Raw genomic sequence first — 660 nt, 5'->3', positions numbered from 1 at the left:
GCTCTTCTCTCCGTCATTGCGTCTTGGCGTCACCGGGCTCTCCCGCGCCGGCAAGACCGTCTTCATCTCCGCCCTCGTCCACAATCTCATCCATGGCGGACGCCTGCCGCTGTTCGAAGCGCAGAAATCCGGCCGCATCGCCCGCGCCTTCCTCGAGGAGCAGCCGGACGACGCCGTTCCGCGTTTCCAGTACGAGGACCATGTTGCGGCTTTGGTGAACGACCGCGTCTGGCCGGACTCGACGCGCGCCATCTCCGAGCTCAGGCTCACCATCGAATATGAGTCGGCTTCCGGCTGGAACCGGTTGTTTTCCGCCGGAAAGCTGTCCATCGATATCGTCGACTATCCCGGCGAATGGTTGCTTGACCTGCCGCTGCTCGGCAAATCCTTCGCCGATTTTTCGCGCGAGGCGGTCGAGCTGGCCGCCCTGCCCGTCCGTTGCGACCTGTCTCAGGCCTGGCGCGAGCTGGCTTCCACCGTCAATCCCGATGCCGACGCCGACGAGATGACGGCGCGCCGTCTCGCCGAGAGCTTCGCCGCCTATCTCAAGGCCTGCAAGCTCGACGACCGCGCGCTGTCGACGCTGCCCCCCGGCCGTTTCCTGATGCCGGGCGATCTCGAAGGTTCTCCGGCGCTCACCTTCGCGCCGCTGATGACATT

Annotated in this window: 1 protein-coding gene; it reads left to right on the top strand. The window is 65.3% G+C overall.

Annotation, left to right across the window (positions count from 1 at the left end; all coding sequences use genetic code 11):
• A partial coding sequence (locus EOD07_RS36625) for a YcjX family protein (RefSeq protein ID WP_164772969.1) occupies positions 1 to 660 on the top strand: 660 nt, incomplete at both ends.

The organism is Mesorhizobium sp. M2C.T.Ca.TU.002.02.1.1 (assembly GCF_003997225.1).
This window is presented reverse-complemented; position numbering and strand designations above follow the sequence as displayed.